A 13,197-nucleotide genomic window follows, 5' to 3' on the forward strand; every position below is an offset into this window, starting at 1 on the left:
ATCACGTAATAAACTCTAACCTCTACCAATTTATTTTTGTTGCTTAGTTGATATTGATAAATTTGAATCTAGTTTAACAGTTATCTCCCCGTTTATTTGGGTATCTAAAACTTTACTTCCAGATTGACGTAACCGTATAATTACTTCTTGATTTGGCAAATGATATTTATTACCTTTACCACTTGATATAAGACTGATTTTTGGAGTTATGTGTTGTATTAAATTTGCAGAATTACTTGTTTTACTGCCATGATGCGCAACTTTCAAAATATCTATTTTAGGTAATTGATATCGATTTAACAGTAGTTCCTCATTATTAATAGTCATATCACCAGTAAGTAAAATAGTTTTATTTTTATATTTTAATAATGTAACAATTGAGTGTTCATTTTTATCGTCGCTTTCTTGAATATAAGTGTCTAAAAATTCAAGTTTCCCATCTTTAATAGATAAAGAATTGAGTAAGTTAATATCCATGAAATTGATACCATTTAACTGACAAATACTTTTAATATTTGCTAGGACATCTTTAGGATAACTTGATGGCTCTATAATAATATTTTTGATGTTTATATGATTACTTAAATATGGTAATTCACCCATGTGGTCTAAATGAGGATGTGTAATAATTAAATAATCAATTGTAGATATCCCCTTAGCTTTTAAACTTGGTAAAATCTTATATTTAGTTATATTATTATTAGATTTAGTGTGACTGTCAGTTAGTTTTCCACCAGTGTCAATCATAATATTTAGATTGTACTCAGTATGAAATAAAATGCTGTCTCCCTGACCAACATCTAACATTGTTAACTCTGTTTCTGAAGGCCTCGATGTATATATAATTATTATAATGCTAAGAAAAATTATCGAAACAGACGTTAAAATATTTCTTTTAACGAATAAAAATAATGAAATGAACACAGAAATTATTAAAAACACTATTGCGAAAGTGTTTAACTCAGGAACAAAAATTCTAATGTACTTTAATGAAAGAAATAAAGAAAGAAATAGATCATGTATACGGTAACTATAATTTATTACTGTATTTAAAATTAATAAGTGGGTTGTGAAGTGGCTAAGAAAGAAAAATATAATCGCTAGCGGAAAGATAATAAGGCTATATAAAGGAACGAAAATTAAATTTGAAACTAATCCTATCCATTGAATTTGATTAAAATAGTAGACAGTAATTACTGACGCTCCTAATTGAGCTATAATTGTCACTGACATTAATAATTTTAGTCCAGTAAGTTCCTTTAATAATGGTGTAGAAATTATAAGGAAGAATGATATAAAAAAGCTAAACTGAAAACCAATATCAAAAACTATTAGTGGATTGATAAAATACATTAATATAAAAATAAAAGAGAGTATATTTAATGGTTTGCTTTTAAACTGTCTAGGAAGAATGAGTATAATAATGCCGACTAATATAGATCTAACTGCGCTAGGAGCAAAATCAGTATAAAAAGCATATAGAGGTAATATAAGTAGAAGTAAATGCTTAATTAATAAATATGGTGTGTTCAATCTCACAAAAGCGGAATGTACTAAATAAATAATTGCAGCAACATGTGAACCACTTACTGCAAGTAAATGATAAATTCCTATTTCTTTAACATCGTCAATAAATGATTGATTTAATGTTGATGTGTCACCAGTAATCAAAGCTAGTAACCTATCGTGATAAACATTTTTTGTTTTACTCATTTGATTCTGAATATAACTTTGATGTTTGGCTATAGGATTAATTTTCTTATTTTGTGTACAACTATTTAAATCTATCTGTTTAATAAATATTATAGGCTGATTCGAATTTAATAACTGTAAATCTCCATTTATAGCACATCTATAATTATCAATATTCAATCGATTATAATCACCTTGATGTCTGTAATAAAACTTTACATTGTGGTCATGCCATTCAAGGAGTCCTTTATAGATATTACTTTCTTTGTTTAATTTAATAAAAGTTACTGCTTCATTAATATGTTTACTATTCTTAATATTTTGCATTTCTTGTTTATGTTTAGCAAGTGCTAAATTTAACATTAAAACACTAAGTAATACTGAGATACATACCAAGAATAGATATTGCTTAATTACATTTTTTCTTATTAATAGAAACATTAGCATACAAAGTATAAAAGTAGAGAGCACTTTGTTAAATAACCAAAGTATCCCTACTAGAAATGATATTGCAATATAAAACAATAAACTTAACCTTGAGTTAAATACTTTGCAACATAATCTGGTGAAAATGGAATTTTTTTGTATTCTATTCCAGATTGATCCAGTAACTTCATGGCATACTCGTGATTATGGTAATCTTCAGCGTAATAAATCGTCTTTATTCCTGCTTGAATGATTGATTTTGTACAATTAAGACATGGGAAATGTGTGACATAAATTGTTGCACCTTCAGTCGATACACCTTGCTTTGCACATTGTAATAACGCATTCATCTCTGCATGAATAGTTCTTATACAATGGCCATCTTCAATCAAACAACCCTCATCGATACAATGTACTTCACCAGCTACGGATCCATTATAACCGCCTGCAATAATACGGTTGTCTTTAACTATCGTCGCGCCAACTGATAATCTTTGACAAGTTGATCTTAATGCTAATAAGTGGCTTTGTGCCATAAAATATTCTTCCCATTTTATTCTTTCCATGATGATCTATGCCTCCATCGTACTTAATTAAAATAATAATTATAGCTTACTCATTTTAAAATCATAATGCAAATGCAACTCTTATTACACAGTAAAATAAGCCTTTAATTTTTCAAATGTTTTTGGTCCAAATCCTTTTATGTTTTTTAAATCTTCTATACTATTAAAAGCACCATTTTTATTTTTATAATCTATAATTTCTTTGGCTTTAGAAGGACCTATACCAGGAACTTTCAATAATTGCTCTTCTGTCGCTACATTCAAATTAATAGTTGATTGTGTACTATCAACCGTATTAGTTGTAATTTGTTCTTGTATATTTTGAGAAGTCTTTTCTCCCTTTTCAGGTATGTAAATTAACTTTTGGTCTATTAATTTTTCTGATAAATTAATTTGTTTAGTATCAGCATTATTACTTAATTGGGCTTTCTTTAACAAGTCAATGATTCTATCAGAACTGTTCATTTTATATACATTGGGATGCTTTACTGCCCCCTTTATGTCAACGTATATAACTTTATTTTCCTTTTTTGCATCAGAATCTTTAGTTTCGCCTTGATGACGTTTAGATAAAGTTTCTTTTTTATCTGTTTTATTACTATAACTATCTGTATTTGATTCAACATATGTTTGTTGACTTTTGTCTTCATTATGATTCATAGAATAAGATAAAACTGCTATAAAAATAATTGCTATTCCAATTCCAATATATAGTTGATACGGTGTCAAAATCTTTATTAATTGTGTTAATTTAGAAAGCAAAAAATCACCCCTTCATACTAATTAACGTATGTCAGCGTGATTTTACTTTATATTTAATGTTTTTGAGCTACAAAAAATAATCGATCTGCCTGTTCATCATCTTGATTCATATTGAAATCTGTAAACGTTTTGACTAAAGTTAATCCACATTTTTCCAATAATTGAGTATACACATCTTTTTCAAATGTACGTTGATAATGTTCTTCGTCAAATCTTTGATATAAACCATTTTCTCTTTCAATAAAAAATGACATTTGATGAATAACGCTTAATGGTTCCGCGCCTTTTAGAGCATCCCATCCTAAAAATAAATGTTCTGCTTCATCTATATAACTTTGGTCACTAAATAATGTAGTCATTTTAGCAACGGTATGTACATCAAATATTAACAAACCGTTATCTTTCAAATGGTTATAAACACATTTGTAAGTATCTTCAACATTGTCTAATGTAGGTAAATAGTTTAATGAATCACAAAAAATAGTAACAATATCAAATTGATGATCTAATTGAAAATTCGTCATGTCTCCTTCTAACCAATTGATTTGATTAGATTTTTGAGAGGCAATGGAAAGCATATCCGGACTAATATCCATGCCACTAACATTTCCTAAATCATTTAACATACATGTTAATGTACCTGTACCACATCCAATATCAAGGATATCGGCATGATGATTAGCATAAAATTGAACTATATCAAACCATGATTCATAAGGTTGATCTTGTGTGAGTCGATCATAAACCAAACTCATTTCTTCATATTGAGACATAATTAGTAAACAACCTGTCCGTATGATTCGATTGGAGCATCTTGATATAATTTCTCAATATTATAATAAGATCGTTCATCTTTATGGAAGATATGAACAACTACATTGGCAAGGTCAATTAGAACCCATCTTGCATCTTGATAACCTTCCATTCGTTTAACATCGATATCATGTTCATGAACTGCTTCTTTTACAGCTCTAGCAATTGACTGAACTTGACGTTCATTATTACCATGACATACAACAAAATAATCTGTCATATCACTGATACCTTGCATATTAAGAGAAATAATATCTTCTGCTTTTTTGTTCTCTGCTGCATCAACAGCAATGTTTAACAATTTGTCTGAATTCATTTAATCATCCTTTATTCTTTCATCACTATAGTTATAATAATTTAGACAAGCAATCGTAGCACCGTAAACTGTAATATCTTTTTGAATTAAAAATAGTACTGTACGCTTAGAAATTTCATAAATTGTTTTATCTAAGCTACCTTGATTGTATGCCATATCTCTGATTTCTTCAACTCCTGGAGTCTTACGACCAGGCTCTATATAGTCAGCTATAAATACTAGTTTTTCTGTTTTTGTCATTTGTTGACGACCAGTTGTATGATATTTAATAGCTAACAAAACTTCTTCATCTTTGACATCAAAGTCATTTTCCATTATTGCTGAACAAACCGGTCCATGCAAAATTTCTCCACCGTAACTCAATAAATCAGATTCTAAATCATACTGTCTCACTGTTTGATACATAGTACTTAAATCATCATATTTACAATAATCATGAAGTACACCAGCTAGTTCAGCTTTATCTTTATCGCCATCATAGATTTCTGCTAATTTTACAGCTGTCTCTGCTACTCTAAGTGAATGTTTAAATCGCTTTTCTGGCAATTTCTCTTTGACTAACTCTATAGCATTTTCAATTTTCATATAATCCTTCCTCTCGAATATAATGTTCAACGCTTTGAGGAACTAATATTTGAATAGACTGTTTCGCTTTAACACGTTCACGTATCATTGAAGAACTAATATCCATTCTAGGAATAGTGATAGATATCATACCTTCTTCAACAGACTGTACATCTTTCTCTCTATTAACCACTATAAATGTAATCAATTTCTTTAATTCATCAATATTGTACCATTTATCTAATTGATCGTATTGATCAGTGCCTATAATGAAGTAGAATTCACTATTAGGATGTGACTTTATTAATGATGATAACGTATCATAAGTATAGCTTTGCCCTTTTCTTTCTATTTCTTCTTCACTAATTTTACCAAAACCTAAAGTAGCAATTGCTAACTCTATCATTTTAATGCGTTGTGGTGCTTCTAGGAAATCAGAATGTTCTTTTAAAGGAGACATATAACTTGGTAAAAAATAAAATTCATCTGGCTTGATGACATGATACACTTCACTAGCTACCATCATATGAGCGATATGAATCGGGTTAAATTGTCCACCATATAAAATAATTTTCTTTTTCATTATGGTAACGTAATTTCTTTATTATCCTTTGATTCTCTGTATAAAACAATCATAGACCCTATGATTTGAACAACTTCACTATTCGTAGCATCACTTAATGCAGTAGCAAGTTCTGATTTATCATCAAAATTATTTTGTAATACGTGTATCTTAATTAATTCGCGATTCTCTAAAGTATCGTCAATTTGGTTAATCATATTTTCATTTATACCACCCTTACCAATTTGGAAGGTTGGATCAGTATTATGTGCTAAACTACGTAAATATCTTTTTTGTTTTCCAGTTAACATAATTAAACTCCTTTTAATTTATCTATTACTGATTGTTTCATCATTTTAATATCGGCTTGGTATCCAGTCCATATTTTGAAACTTTCAGCGCCTTGATATACAAACATGTCTAATCCATTATAAATCGGATTACCTTTATTTTCCGCTTCTAGTAAAATTGGTGTTTTATACGGAATATATACGATATCACTTACTAAGGTGTCTGTGTTTAAATTCTTGAGACTGATGGGTAATTCTTGATTATTATCCATACCAGCAGGTGTTGTATTAATAATAATATCGAACTCATCTAAGTGGGATTCAGCCTGTTCTAGAGTTATCTGATTAACATTTAAATGCCATGACTCAAATCGTTTCATCGAACGGTTAGCAATCGTTAATTTCGGTTGAACAAATTTAGTTAATTCATTTGCTATACCCTTACTAGCTCCACCAGCGCCTAAAATTAATATATATGCATTTTCTAAATCATTATAAACTTGACGCAAGCCAGTAACATAACCTATCCCATCTGTATTGTATCCAATCCATTTACCGTCACGTACCATTACTGTATTAACAGCACCAACAGTTGTAGATTGTGAATCTATTTCATCTAAAAATGGAATAATACGTTCTTTATGTGGGATCGTAACATTAAATCCATCTAATTTTCTTTCTTTAATTATTTCTTTAATGTTATGAAATTGATCTTCAGGTATATCAATTGCTTCATAAGTATAATTCAAACCCAAAGATGCAAAATTATCAGTATGCATAAGTGGTGATAAAGAGTGTGAAATTGGATGTCCAATTACTGCAAATTTCACGTTTATCCCTCCTTATAATATCGAATTTCTTAAAATGACATCTACATTTTTAGGTACTCTAACAATAACTTTTGCACCAGCATCAATTGTAATAAATCCTAGTCCAGAAATCATTACGTCTCGTTTTTCTTTGCCTGTTTCTAATCGAACAGCTTTCATTTCACTCATATTAAATTGATTAGGATCATGAGGTGGTGTTAACAAATCTCCAATATGATTTTTCCATAAATCATTGGCTTTTTCTGTTTTAGTTCTATGAATATTTAATTCATTTGAAAAGAAACATATCAATGGTCTTTTTCCACCTGAAACATAATCAATTCGAGCTAAACCACCAAAGAATAATGTTTGTCCTTCATTTAGTTGATATACTCTTTGTTTGATTTCCTTTTTAGGCATAATTAATTTTAATTCTTTTTCTGTGACAAAGTGAGTCATTTGATGTGATTGAATAATACCAGGTGTATCAAACATAAATGATTTTTCATCTAATGGAATATCTATCATATCTAATGTAGTTCCTGGGAATCTAGACGTTGTGACAACATCTTTTTCACCTACACTAAGCTCTATCAATTTATTAATTAATGTTGATTTACCTACGTTAGTTGTACCTACAATATAGACATCTTCCTGTTGACGATGTTTATTGATTGAATATAATAGATCTTCAATACCCTGTCCTTTTTCAGCTGAAATGAGTACAACGTCTTCAGACTCAAGACCGTATTTCTTAGCAGAACGTTTCAACCATTCTTTTACACGACGTTTGTTAATTTGTTTTGGAAGTAAGTCCATCTTGTTAGCTACTAAAATAACTTTTTTATTACCAACAATGCGTTTAACTGCATTAATAAATGAACCTTCAAAATCAAATACATCTACGACATTAACAACGATACCGCTTTTATCTGATAATCCAGAAAGTAAATTTAAAAAATCTTCGCTATCAAGTCCTACATCTTGTACTTCATTATAATTTTTTAATCGAAAACATCTTCTACAAATAACATCTTCTCTAAACATATTATGTTCCGGTACATAACCTGGTGCGTTTTTATCTTCTGATTGCAATGGTGCGCCGCAACCTATACATTTCAATTCATCACTCAATCAATTTTCCTCCCATTTAATATAACCTTTTTTCCTGAAGTGATTTAATAATCTTCTTTCAATTAAGCGATTAAACTTGGTAATAAACCCGTCAGTACGTTTAACAGGTACAACCATAATCGTATATAAACCATTACGATTACCACCAAAAACATCTGTTAACATTTGGTCACCAACTACCACTGTTTCACTAGGTTTGATGCTCATTTGTTTAATTGCTTTTTTAAATGCTTTACCCATCGGTTTTCTAGCTTTACAAATGAAATCTACATTTAAATCTTTTGAAAATTCACCTACACGTTGTTCATTATTGTTTGAAACAATTGTGATTTGTATGCCTTTTTCTCTTGCTTCTTTAAACCATTGTTTAATTTGTTCAGTAGGCGCGACAACATCCCAACCTACAAGTGTGTTATCTAAATCTGTGATAATACCTTTTACACCAGTTTCAGCCAATTTATCAACATTGATTTCGAATACTGACTTTACATATGCATTAGGCATAAAATAATGTTTAATAATACCCATTGAATTGTCACCTTTACTCTTTAATTATAATTTTCCGACTAATAATTCTACCATTTCACTAGATGAAACAGCTGCTTTTCCTAAAAATTCCTCGAATGTCATATCTGCTTCGCCATTAGCTAAATCAGAGACAGCTCTCGTAATGATGAATGGAACTTTAAATTGATAACATGTTTGAGCGATAGCAGTTGCTTCCATTTCAACAGCCATTGCGTCGCTAAATTGAGTTTTTATCGTTTTTCTTTGTTCTGCACTTCCTATGAAACTATCACCACTTACAATAAGCCCAACTTTAGCATTTAAATTTTGTTGTTTTACAACTTCACTTGTTTCATTTATTAAATTTTGATTTGCTTCATATTTTTCTGGCATTTGTGGGATTTGACCCAATGCATAGCCAAATGCTGTAGCATCTGCATCATGGTAAGTTACATTATCACTGATTAATACGTCTCCTATAGATAAGTTTTCATCTAGTGCTCCGGCTGAACCTGTATTTAGGATGTATTTTGGATTGAATTTTTCGATTAGTAATGTTGTAGAAATAGCTGCATTAACTTTACCAATACCACTTTGAGTAATGACTACTTCTTTTTGATTAAGTTCACCTTTATAGAATTTAACATGCGCTACATTAATTTCGCTTAAATTCACTAATTTATCTTTTAAAATGGCAACTTCTTCTTCCATTGCACCAATAATACCTATCATTATTGTCCCACCTTATCTTATTATACTAGCATTTGTTATTCTATCACATTTTATAGCTTTCAACGACAATAGGTTAGTATTTAACTAATATATAATCGTATGTTTTAAGTTATAAAAAAAAAGCGTTAATACTACACATTTATTAACTAAATGAATAATATTAACGCATATTTATTATCTTAATTTAATATTACAATCTTAGCCTTTCCACAAACTAGCTAAATCTTGCAATGAGAAGATGCCAGTTAAGATAGTTACTAATACTGCAATAATTCCGAACACTAACATCCAAGTAGGGTGTTTATAATCACCAACAATCGATTTCTTTCTACTCGCTATTAAAATTACACTTAATGTAATCGGTAAAATCCAACCGTTTATTACGCCTGCTATGATTAATAAGCTAACTGGTTTACCAATAAACAAGAAGATTAAAGTTGAAATAACGATAAATGAAATAACGATTAAATTATTTTTATTGAACAAAGATTTATGCATTGTCTTTAAGAACGTTGCGCTTGTATAAGCTGATCCAATAACAGAGGACATTGCTGCTGCAAAAATAACGAGTCCAAAAATGTTCTTACCAATTGGTCCAATCGCATGTTCGAACACTGAAGCTGGTGGATTCTCAGAACTTAATGTAACACCAGTTACAACAACACCTAAAACTGCCAAGAATAGTAAAGTACGCATCACACCAGTAGTTAAAATACCTGCAATAGCTGAATGATTCACAAACGGCAAAAAGTCTTTACCTTTTATACCAGAATCTAAAATTCTATGGGCACCAGCAAAAGTTATGTAACCACCAACCGTACCACCTACAAGTGTGATAATTGGTAAAATCAACTTAATTGGATGTTCAGGAGCAAATGTATGTACTAGTGCATCACCATAAGGCGGATTGGACACTACCATGACATAGGCTACAACAAGGATCATAACAACTCCTAAAATCATAGACACAACATCCATAATTTTTTGACCACTTTTGCTAACAAATATTAAGATAGCAAAAATAGCAGTTATCGCAGCACCCCATTTTACATCTATACCAAACATCGCATTTAGTCCAAGACCTGCTCCGGCTATATTTCCTATATTAAATGCTAAGCCCCCAAATGCAATTAAAATCGAGACTACTGTTCCAAGACCAGGCAGTATCCTATTAGATACTTCTTGGCCTCTTAAACCAGTTACAACAAGTACACGCCAAATATTTATTTGAGCTCCAATATCAATAATTATAGAAATGAGAATAGCAAATGCAAAACTAGCATAAAATTGTGCAGTAAATACTGCTGTTTGTGTTAAAAATACTGGACCGATAGCTGATGTAGCCATCAAAAATACAGATCCTAATAACAACCTTTTATGATTTCTAGTAAATTGAGCTTTCCCATTGTGATTTGATGATAGTTTTTCTCCCATCTAAAAACCCCCTATAAAGTTTGGATATCAATGCCTTCTTTCGTTAATTTTTCTCTTATTTTTGTTACGAATTCAAGCGCATGTGCGCCATCTCCATGAACACATATTGTGTCTGCTTGAAGAGCGATTTCCTTATTATTTTTTGAAATGACTTTATTCTCAGTTACCATTTTTACAACTTGTTCCAATGCTTCTTCAGAATCAGTAATCACTGCATCCGTTTCTTTACGACTTACAAGTTGACCATCATCTTCGTATCGACGATCTGCAAATACTTCTGAAGCTGTCTTTAATCCAACTTTTTCTGCTTCTGAAATAAGTAATGTATTAGCTAAACCAACAAATACAAGACTTGAGTCAAAATCATAAACTGCTTTAGCAATAGCATTTGCTATAGCTTCATTTTTAGCACCCATTTGGTACAATGCTCCATGAGGCTTAACATGATTCATTTTAACGTCGTGTATTTGACAAAAGCCATTTAATGCGCCTAATTGGTATACTACAATGTTATATATTTCATCAGGTGTCATATCTAATTTACGTCTACCAAAACCTTGTAAATCAGGTAAACCTGGATGTGCACCTATACCAATGTTATTTTTTTTAGCTAATTGAATTGTTTCATTCATTACATTCGCATCACCAGCATGAAAACCACAAGCAATGTTTGCTGATGTAATTAGAGGAAGAATATCTTTATCTCCACCAAAAGAATAATTACCAAATGCTTCGCCTAAATCGCAATTTAAATCAATTTGCATTATAATTCCACTCCTTTACTTATTTGATGTTTTTCAAGGAATTTAATATCAACATCTTTTGCGTCTCCATCTGAATATGCAGGATAGTTTAATACTGCATAAAGGAAATCTGCTGTTGTTGTAAAACCATCGATAACCATTTCATCTAAAGTTACTTTTAACTTTTGAATTGCGCTAGCTCTATCTGCACCTTTTACAATTACTTTTGCTACTAAAGAATCATAATAAGGAGATACTTTATATCCTGGATATAGAAGTGAATCTACTCTAACGTTAAAACCTTGTGGTAAGTGTAATGCATTTACTTTACCTGGTGTTGGTTGGAAATGCTTTTCAGGATTTTCAGCATTGATTCTTGCCTCAATTACATGACCATTAAACTTAATGTCTTCTTGTTTAAAAGGAAGCTCATCATGTTGTAGTAGATAAAGTTGTGCAAGTAATAAATCTCTGTCAGCACGCATTTCTGTAACAGTATGTTCTACTTGAATTCTTGCATTCATTTCAATGAAATAATGTGCATCTTCAGTAACTAAAAACTCAATCGTACCTGCACTTCTGTAATTTGAAGCTTGAGCAACTTTAACTGCATCATCACAAATACGTTGGCGTCTTTCCTCAGTTAGTGCAGCACATGGAGATTCTTCAATTAATTTTTGATTTTTTCTTTGTACTGAACAATCACGTTCTCCTAAATGAACAAAATTATCTTTTCCATCTCCAATAATTTGAACCTCAATATGTTTAGCAACAGGAATAAAGGCTTCTACATATACTCGGTCATCATTAAAGTATTTTTGTCCTTCACTTTTAGCTTCTTTTAACGCTTTTTCAAGATGGTCAGGTTCTTTAACAATACGTATTCCTTTACCACCGCCACCACTTGCAGCTTTTAAAACAACAGGATAACCAATGTCTTCTGCCAGTGTTTTTATTTCTTCTACAGTTTTAACTTCATCTGTTGAACCAGGTATAACAGGAACTCCAGCACCATCAACAGTTTGTCTAGCTGTAATTTTATCTCCCATCATTTCCATAGTTGTTTTATTAGGTCCGATAAAATTGATATTATTATCTTCTACAGCTTTAGCGAATGTTGTTGACTCAGATAAAAATCCATATCCCGGATGAATAGCATTCGCACCAGTTACCTCTGCAGCACCTATGATTCTAGGAATATTTAAATAACTATCTAGTGGATTTGCTTCACCAATACAAACTGCTTGATCAGCTAATCCTACATGTAAGCTATCTTCATCTCCTTTAGCATATACTGCTACAGTTTCAATGCCCATCTCTCTACAGGCACGAATAATTCTAACAGCAATTTCCCCTCTGTTTGCAATTAAACATCGATACATTTACTTGTACCCCCTTACTTCAACGTTACTAAAACTTGGTCATATTCAACATTAGTTCCATGATCGACAACAATTTCAGCTACTTCACCAGCAATATCACTAGTAACTTCATTCATTACTTTCATAGCTTCAATGTAACCAATAACATCGCCTTTTTCTACTTTATCGCCGACTTTAATTTGAGGTTCTGTTAATTCTTTACTATCTTGTAAAAAGAATGTTCCGACCATTGGTGATTTGATCGCATTTTCTTCAGATTGAACATCAGTTTTTTGAGAATCTTGTTGATTTACACCATTTGATGTCGCACCATTTTGAGCTTGAGGTACATTGGTAGGCTGTGCTAATACTTGTCCTTCTGTAAAATCTAATTCAATTTCACTTTCAAAATCTTTATATTTAAATTTTTTCACATCATTAGCTTTGACTAGTTTAATGATTTCTTCTATTTTTTTAGTATTCATT

The 13,197-nt window shown here is 30.9% G+C and carries 16 protein-coding genes; all 16 read right to left on the reverse strand.

The window, feature by feature from the left end; all coding sequences use genetic code 11:
- Positions 1-30: 30 nt before the first annotated feature.
- The 16 genes from CD121_RS08350 to CD121_RS08425 all read right to left on the reverse strand — a co-directional run bounded on the left by CD121_RS08350 (position 31) and on the right by CD121_RS08425 (position 13,196).
- Complete coding sequence (locus tag CD121_RS08350) at positions 31-2,055, reverse strand: DNA internalization-related competence protein ComEC/Rec2 (protein ID WP_246780266.1); 2,025 nt, start codon at positions 2,053-2,055, stop codon at positions 31-33.
- 167 nt (positions 2,056-2,222) lie between these two features.
- Entirely contained in the window at positions 2,223-2,684 is a 462-nt protein-coding gene (locus CD121_RS08355) for a ComE operon protein 2 (RefSeq protein ID WP_017637104.1), read from the reverse strand.
- Between the two features lie 84 nt (positions 2,685-2,768).
- Positions 2,769-3,446: a helix-hairpin-helix domain-containing protein gene (locus CD121_RS08360; protein ID WP_117238994.1), complete on the reverse strand. Its 678-nt coding sequence runs from the start codon at positions 3,444-3,446 to the stop codon at positions 2,769-2,771.
- A gap of 53 nt (positions 3,447-3,499) precedes the next feature.
- Positions 3,500-4,219, reverse strand: coding sequence for a class I SAM-dependent DNA methyltransferase (locus tag CD121_RS08365; RefSeq protein ID WP_126567905.1), 720 nt, complete (start codon positions 4,217-4,219; stop codon positions 3,500-3,502).
- Between the two features lie 2 nt (positions 4,220-4,221).
- Positions 4,222-4,575 (reverse strand): ribosome silencing factor, encoded by a 354-nt coding sequence (gene rsfS / locus CD121_RS08370; protein WP_029055723.1) that lies wholly within the window; start codon positions 4,573-4,575, stop codon positions 4,222-4,224.
- Entirely contained in the window at positions 4,576-5,160 is a 585-nt protein-coding gene (yqeK, locus tag CD121_RS08375; RefSeq protein ID WP_017637100.1) for a bis(5'-nucleosyl)-tetraphosphatase (symmetrical) YqeK, read from the reverse strand. It lies immediately after the preceding gene.
- Positions 5,150-5,722, reverse strand: coding sequence for a nicotinate-nucleotide adenylyltransferase (locus CD121_RS08380; RefSeq protein ID WP_017637099.1), 573 nt, complete (start codon positions 5,720-5,722; stop codon positions 5,150-5,152). The genes yqeK and CD121_RS08380 overlap by 11 nt, the downstream gene beginning before the upstream one ends.
- Entirely contained in the window at positions 5,722-6,012 is a 291-nt protein-coding gene (gene yhbY, locus CD121_RS08385) for a ribosome assembly RNA-binding protein YhbY (RefSeq protein WP_017637098.1), read from the reverse strand. Before yhbY ends, CD121_RS08380 begins: the two co-directional genes overlap by 1 nt.
- Before the next feature lie 2 nt (positions 6,013-6,014).
- Positions 6,015-6,821, reverse strand: coding sequence for a shikimate dehydrogenase (aroE, locus tag CD121_RS08390; RefSeq protein WP_029055721.1), 807 nt, complete (start codon positions 6,819-6,821; stop codon positions 6,015-6,017).
- 12 nt (positions 6,822-6,833) lie between these two features.
- Positions 6,834-7,934 (reverse strand): ribosome biogenesis GTPase YqeH, encoded by a 1,101-nt coding sequence (yqeH, locus tag CD121_RS08395; RefSeq protein WP_046466751.1) that lies wholly within the window; start codon positions 7,932-7,934, stop codon positions 6,834-6,836.
- A complete protein-coding gene (locus CD121_RS08400; RefSeq protein WP_029055719.1) occupies positions 7,935-8,462 on the reverse strand; it encodes a YqeG family HAD IIIA-type phosphatase in 528 nt (175 codons plus the stop codon).
- 24 nt (positions 8,463-8,486) lie between these two features.
- Positions 8,487-9,173 (reverse strand): 5'-methylthioadenosine/adenosylhomocysteine nucleosidase, encoded by a 687-nt coding sequence (locus CD121_RS08405; RefSeq protein WP_126567908.1) that lies wholly within the window; start codon positions 9,171-9,173, stop codon positions 8,487-8,489.
- Between the two features lie 198 nt (positions 9,174-9,371).
- Positions 9,372-10,607 (reverse strand): NRAMP family divalent metal transporter, encoded by a 1,236-nt coding sequence (locus tag CD121_RS08410; protein ID WP_126567910.1) that lies wholly within the window; start codon positions 10,605-10,607, stop codon positions 9,372-9,374.
- A gap of 11 nt (positions 10,608-10,618) precedes the next feature.
- A complete protein-coding gene (gene pxpA / locus CD121_RS08415) occupies positions 10,619-11,371 on the reverse strand; it encodes a 5-oxoprolinase subunit PxpA (protein ID WP_126567913.1) in 753 nt (250 codons plus the stop codon).
- Positions 11,371-12,732, reverse strand: a complete 1,362-nt coding sequence (locus tag CD121_RS08420; protein WP_126567915.1) for an acetyl-CoA carboxylase biotin carboxylase subunit — start codon at positions 12,730-12,732, stop codon at positions 11,371-11,373. Before CD121_RS08420 ends, pxpA begins: the two co-directional genes overlap by 1 nt.
- 14 nt (positions 12,733-12,746) lie before the next feature.
- The gene (locus tag CD121_RS08425) at positions 12,747-13,196 is read right to left on the reverse strand and encodes an acetyl-CoA carboxylase biotin carboxyl carrier protein (protein WP_029055716.1); all 450 of its coding nucleotides are present in this window, start codon (positions 13,194-13,196) and stop codon (positions 12,747-12,749) included.
- Position 13,197: the final 1 nt, after the last annotated feature.

Origin of the sequence: Staphylococcus pasteuri, assembly GCF_003970495.1 — a bacterium.
GTDB classification, from domain to species: Bacteria; Bacillota; Bacilli; order Staphylococcales; family Staphylococcaceae; genus Staphylococcus; species Staphylococcus pasteuri.

Bases quoted from the DNA above. Each gene is read 5' to 3' on its own strand.
- CD121_RS08425 (WP_029055716.1), bottom strand. From the start codon at position 13,196: ATGAATACTAAAAAAATAGAAGAAATCATTAAACTAGTCAAAGCTAAT.
- yhbY (WP_017637098.1), bottom strand. From the start codon at position 6,012: ATGTTAACTGGAAAACAAAAAAGATATTTACGTAGTTTAGCACATAAT.
- CD121_RS08365 (WP_126567905.1), bottom strand. From the start codon at position 4,219: ATGTCTCAATATGAAGAAATGAGTTTGGTTTATGATCGACTCACACAA.
- CD121_RS08400 (WP_029055719.1), bottom strand. From the start codon at position 8,462: ATGGGTATTATTAAACATTATTTTATGCCTAATGCATATGTAAAGTCA.
- pxpA (WP_126567913.1), bottom strand. From the start codon at position 11,371: ATGCAAATTGATTTAAATTGCGATTTAGGCGAAGCATTTGGTAATTAT.
- yqeK (WP_017637100.1), bottom strand. From the start codon at position 5,160: ATGAAAATTGAAAATGCTATAGAGTTAGTCAAAGAGAAATTGCCAGAA.
- CD121_RS08420 (WP_126567915.1), bottom strand. From the start codon at position 12,732: ATGTATCGATGTTTAATTGCAAACAGAGGGGAAATTGCTGTTAGAATT.
- CD121_RS08380 (WP_017637099.1), bottom strand. From the start codon at position 5,722: ATGAAAAAGAAAATTATTTTATATGGTGGACAATTTAACCCGATTCAT.
- CD121_RS08350 (WP_246780266.1), bottom strand. From the start codon at position 2,055: ATGTTAAATTTAGCACTTGCTAAACATAAACAAGAAATGCAAAATATT.
- CD121_RS08405 (WP_126567908.1), bottom strand. From the start codon at position 9,173: ATGATAGGTATTATTGGTGCAATGGAAGAAGAAGTTGCCATTTTAAAA.
- rsfS (WP_029055723.1), bottom strand. From the start codon at position 4,575: ATGAATTCAGACAAATTGTTAAACATTGCTGTTGATGCAGCAGAGAAC.
- CD121_RS08355 (WP_017637104.1), bottom strand. From the start codon at position 2,684: ATGGAAAGAATAAAATGGGAAGAATATTTTATGGCACAAAGCCACTTA.
- CD121_RS08410 (WP_126567910.1), bottom strand. From the start codon at position 10,607: ATGGGAGAAAAACTATCATCAAATCACAATGGGAAAGCTCAATTTACT.